At 71.2% G+C, this 3,622-nt stretch carries 5 protein-coding genes; 3 read left to right on the top strand and 2 right to left on the bottom strand.

Annotation, left to right across the window (positions count from 1 at the left end; translation table 11 throughout):
* Positions 1 to 167: 167 nt before the first annotated feature.
* Positions 168 to 1,259: an NAD(P)-dependent alcohol dehydrogenase gene (locus tag ACWGJ2_RS40035; protein WP_453351342.1), complete on the top strand. Its 1,092-nt coding sequence runs from the start codon at positions 168 to 170 to the stop codon at positions 1,257 to 1,259.
* Positions 1,260 to 1,333: 74 nt separating this feature from the next.
* Here the strand turns inward: ACWGJ2_RS40035 and ACWGJ2_RS40030 are convergent, their stop codons facing one another.
* Positions 1,334 to 1,927 (bottom strand): isochorismatase family protein, encoded by a 594-nt coding sequence (locus ACWGJ2_RS40030; protein ID WP_453351341.1) that lies wholly within the window; start codon positions 1,925 to 1,927, stop codon positions 1,334 to 1,336.
* A gap of 287 nt (positions 1,928 to 2,214) precedes the next feature.
* Between ACWGJ2_RS40030 and ACWGJ2_RS40025 the strand changes: the two genes are divergently transcribed.
* Together ACWGJ2_RS40025 and ACWGJ2_RS40020 are read left to right on the top strand one after the other, a co-directional pair.
* Positions 2,215 to 2,634: a PPOX class F420-dependent oxidoreductase gene (locus ACWGJ2_RS40025; RefSeq protein WP_453351340.1), complete on the top strand. Its 420-nt coding sequence runs from the start codon at positions 2,215 to 2,217 to the stop codon at positions 2,632 to 2,634.
* A 243-nt stretch (positions 2,635 to 2,877) separates the two neighbouring features.
* Positions 2,878 to 3,315 (top strand): DUF2267 domain-containing protein, encoded by a 438-nt coding sequence (locus tag ACWGJ2_RS40020; RefSeq protein ID WP_453351339.1) that lies wholly within the window; start codon positions 2,878 to 2,880, stop codon positions 3,313 to 3,315.
* A gap of 178 nt (positions 3,316 to 3,493) precedes the next feature.
* Here the strand turns inward: ACWGJ2_RS40020 and ACWGJ2_RS40015 are convergent, their stop codons facing one another.
* On the bottom strand, positions 3,494 to 3,622 hold the full coding sequence (locus tag ACWGJ2_RS40015) for a hypothetical protein (protein WP_453351343.1): 129 nt from the start codon (positions 3,620 to 3,622) through the stop codon (positions 3,494 to 3,496).

Raw genomic sequence — 3,622 nt, 5'->3', positions numbered from 1 at the left:
TGCTCCGCGACGGCACCTTCTACGAACCCCGCCTCCCTGAAACAACCGCCGCATGACCAGCTCAGGCTTGACGAAGGACATAGAGGCACCCCCCGTACGTCCCGTCCCACGGCAGCACCTCTCACAGCACCGGTGTCAGCGCACGGCCGATAACGCGAGGAACCGTCATGCGTATTCAGGCAGCATTGGTCGAGTCCCCTGGCGGGCCCTTCACGGTGCGGGACGTCGACCTCGCGCCGCCCCGGGCCGACGAGATCCTGGTCAGAATGACCGCCACCGGCATCTGCCACACCGACCTCAGCACCCGCGGCGTCTGGCCGCGACAGCGCATGCCCATGGTCTTCGGGCACGAGGGCGCCGGAGTGGTGGAGGAGGTCGGGAGAGAGGTGACCTCCGTGGCTCCCGGCGACGCGGTGTGTCTCAGCTTCCGCAGCTGCGGCACCTGCGAGATGTGCGCCGAGGACCACCCCGCGTACTGCCTGCGCGGCACGGCCCTCAACTCCAGCGGGAGCAGAGGCGACGGCACCACTCCGCTCTCCCGCGAAGGAACCCCGGTCTTCGGGGGCTACTTCGGCCAGTCCAGCTTCGCCACCCACGCGCTCGCCCACGAGTCCAACACCGTCCGCCTCCCCGCCGGTCTGCCACCCGTCCTCGCCGCACCGCTGGGTTGCGGTGTGCAGACCGGAGTGGGCACCGTCCTCAACGTCCTGTGCCCGACCGCGGACTCGCACCTCGCCATCTTCGGCGCCGGAGCCGTGGGTCTGAGCGCGCTCATGGCCGCGGTCGCCTCCGGGTGCCAGGTCGTGGTCGTCGAACCCGTCACCGCCCGGCGCGCGCTGGCCGAGGAGCTGGGGGCCAAGGCGGCGATCGCACCCTCGGGAGCGGAGGACACGGTGGCCGCCATCCGCGATCTCACCGGCGGCGGTGCCCACCACGCCCTCGACACCACGGGCAGGCCCGATGTCATCGGCCAGGCCGTCGCGGGCCTGCGCCGTCGCGGCGCGCTCGCGCTGGTCGGCATGGGCGCGAAGCTCTCCCTCGACATCATGACGCTGATGGGCAAGGGCATCTCCCTCCACGGTGCCCTTGAGGGCGACGCGGTGCCGACGGAGTTCATCCCCCGCCTGATCAGGCTCCACCGGCAGGGGGATCTGCCGGTGGACCGGCTCGTCACCACCTTCCCGTTCGCCGAGATCGAGTCCGCGGCGCGGGCCGCCATCTCCGGCGAGGTCATCAAGCCCGTCCTGACCTTCCCCTGACGGGCGACGTGTGACGTGTGACAGGCGACGTGTGACGGGCGCAGGGCCGGCTCTGACGGCCGGCTGACGCCGGATCAGGCGTGGACCACGGGCCGCCCCGTCAGCTCGACACCCGCCGTGCGCAGGTCGTCGAGCGCCCGCTCGGTGGTGTCGGGAGCAACCCCCGCCGTGTAGTCGAGCAGGACGCGCGCCGCGAACCCCTCTCGCACGGCGTCGAGCGCGGTGGCCCGCACACAGTGGTCGGTCGCGATGCCGACGACGTCGACGCCCTCGACACCGCGCTCGCGGAGCCAGTCGGCGAGGGCGGCACCGTCTTCGGTGGCACCCTCGAAGCCGCTCTTGGACGCGGAGTGGGCGCCCTTGAAGAAGACCTCGTCCACGGCGGCGGACTCCGCCGTGGCGGCGAAGTGCGGGTGGAAGGCGGCCCCTTCCGTACCGGCGACGCAGTGCGCGGGGAAGGAGTCGTGGAAGTCGGGGTGCGGGGAGAAGTGGTCGCCGGGGTCGATGTGGTGGTCTCGGGTGGCCACCACATGTGCGTAGTCGCCCCCGGTCTCCGCCACCAGCCCGGCGATGGCGCTCGCCCTGTCCGCGCCTCCCCTGACCGGGACGCTGCCTCCTTCGCAGAAGTCCTTCTGCACGTCGATGATGAGCAGTGCGCGTCGGGCCATGGTCTGCGGTCCCTCTCTTCTCGCGGACGTTCCGCTGAAGCACTGCCCGCCTCCGACGCGCGCTCCGCAGGTCGCGCCCCACGTTCACCCGGCCGAGGGGGCACGGCCGCGGGGAGCGGCGGCGCGCACACCGTCGTGCCCGGTGAGGGCTCCCGTGTTCGCGGGGGTGGGTGTGCCAGGCTGGGGGCCTCACCCTGGTCCCGCCCGCCCCCGGGCTTGGTCCTGGTCACGGCCGAGGGCGCAGGGTGGACGAACGAGCGCAAGCGACGCCTTGAGGAGTGCCCCGTATGTCGAAGCCACCGCTTCCGGAAGCGGCAGTCGCCATGTTGGAGAAGGCCAACCCGTCCGTCATCACGACGCTGCGGTCGGACGGCCAGCCGGTGTCCACGGCCACCTGGTACCTCTGGGACGACGGCCGGGTCCTGGTCAACATGGACGACGGCCGCAAGCGGCTGGAGCACGTACGCAACGACCCCCGGGTCACGCTCACCGTGCTGGACGAGAGCAACTGGTACACGCACATCAGCATCATCGGCCGCGTCGTGGAACTGCGCGCTGACGAGGGTCTGACGGACATCGACCGGCTGGCCCGCCACTACCTCGGTGAGCAGTACCCCCAGCGCGACCGCACCCGCACCAGCGCCTGGATCGAGATCGACCGCTGGCACGGCTGGGGCTCGCTGAAGGACAGCAGCCAGCCGGGCTGACGCGGCGTCACCGGTGCCGCACCCGTCACCCGGTGGGCCCTGTCACGCAGGGCCCACCGGGCGGCACGGCGCGGAGAGGCTCCCTTGAGTCCTTAGTTGTCAAGTTTATGGGTGGCACGCTATATAAGAAGGCGTAGGGCATCGCACGCAGTGCGTAGACGAAAGGGAGAGACCTGTGATGCTCATGCGCGCCCGCGCGTTCCGTGAACCGGCCGGGGCTCCTCTGTACGAGGGGGGAGCGGCATGACGTTCGACGAGCTGGTCGAAGAGGTCAGACAAGAGGGCCTGTACCCCACGAGCGAGAAGGCCGAGCGGATCACGCGTACCGTACTGGCGGCGCTCGGCCGCCAGGTGACCGGCGAGGAGCGGGTGGAACTCGCCTCCCTGCTGCCAGGGCCCGCGGCGATGGAGTTCGCCGCGCAGATCCCCGCGACACAGCGGCTCACCGGATTCGGATTCGTCCAGGACATCGCCTCCCGCACCGGCACCTCCGTGGGTCCCGCGCGCTGGGACACGGGCTCCGTCCTGTGCGCCGTCGCCAGGCTGGTGGACCCCGGCCTTCTCGCGCGGATCCTCGCGCAACTGCCCGGCGGGTACGCGCTGCTGTTCGGCCAGGCCCAGCTCACCCCCACGCACACGCACACGCCCGCGCCCACATCCGCGTCGACGGTGCCGGCCTGACCCGGGGCCCCGCCCCTCCGCTTCGGCAGTACGTACACACGTCGGCCGTACGGACCGGCCGCACAACGGCGCCCGGGACGAAGCGTCGGAGGGGCTTCGTCCCGGGCGCCGTACCTGCGCTACCGGTAGGAGGCGGGTAACCCCGTGGCGCGGGTTCACACCACTGCGGGCCGATTTCTTACGCGGCCACGGTGCCCTCCTCGCCCTCCTCCTCCGGTGTGTTCTCGATCTCTTCGCGTATGCGGCGGCAGGCGCCGGTGATGAGGCGGGAGACGTGCATCTGGGAGATGCCGAATTCCTGGGCGAT

The organism is Streptomyces sp. NPDC054796 (assembly GCF_053611545.1).
The sequence above is the reverse complement of the archived record's forward strand: the minus strand, read 5'-3'. Positions and strand labels throughout refer to the sequence as shown.